Annotated in this window: 1 protein-coding gene; it reads left to right on the top strand. The window is 55.0% G+C overall.

What is annotated here, in order from left to right; genetic code table 11:
- Positions 1 to 755, top strand: a 755-nt coding sequence (locus IB237_RS26155) for an autotransporter outer membrane beta-barrel domain-containing protein (protein ID WP_192491677.1), incomplete at both ends; no start/stop codon positions are given.

Raw genomic sequence — 755 nt, 5'->3', positions numbered from 1 at the left:
CGTGTTGCCTCAACCGGTTCGGGCATCATCGACATGAACGAGTTTGCCGGTTCACTTGCCGCCAAACCAACAGCCAATGTCGGTCTTAACTTTGCGGGCACTGTTCTCAACGGTGCGCATGGCGAGCCGATGCGCAACCTATTGGAGGCCGGGCAGCAGTCGATCTGGGTCACATCTGATATCGGCTATGACAATGGCTCCGCCAGTGATGGCGCATTTGGCCTTGCCGACTTCGGTTATGGTCTTGGCCTGGAAGGTGGCGCAACAGCCCGCTTTGCCTTTGGTGGTCTTTACACCGATCAGGATATCGATGCCGGTGGTAACTTCATCAACAAGGGCTTTTACATTGCGCCGGAAGTCACGCTTCCGGTCGCTGGCAATGTCTATGCCACGGTCGGCGGTTATTACGCACCGGGCAAATTGTCCATCACACGCGGTTATCTCAATGGCGGCATCATGGATTATTCGCATGGTGAAGCCGATCTTGATACCTGGGGTGCAAAGCTACGCTTCGATTGGCTGAATGCATTCACTGCCAATGACTGGAACTTCACGCCCTACACCAGCCTGACTTATGCGCATTCAAAGCTGGATGCTTACACAGAAACCGGGGGAGGCTTCCCGGCCAGTTTCAATTCAACCAGCGACCACAGCACGGTTGTTCGTGCCGGTATCGACGGCGTTCACGCATTGAACAATGATATCCGCCTGCTGGCCCGCGCTGAAGCTGCCTACCGTTTTGAAAACGAAACAGC

The organism is Agrobacterium sp. AGB01, assembly GCF_014851585.1.
In the GTDB taxonomy this organism is placed as follows: domain Bacteria; phylum Pseudomonadota; class Alphaproteobacteria; order Rhizobiales; family Rhizobiaceae; genus Agrobacterium.
The sequence above is the reverse complement of the archived record's forward strand: the minus strand, read 5'-3'. Positions and strand labels throughout refer to the sequence as shown.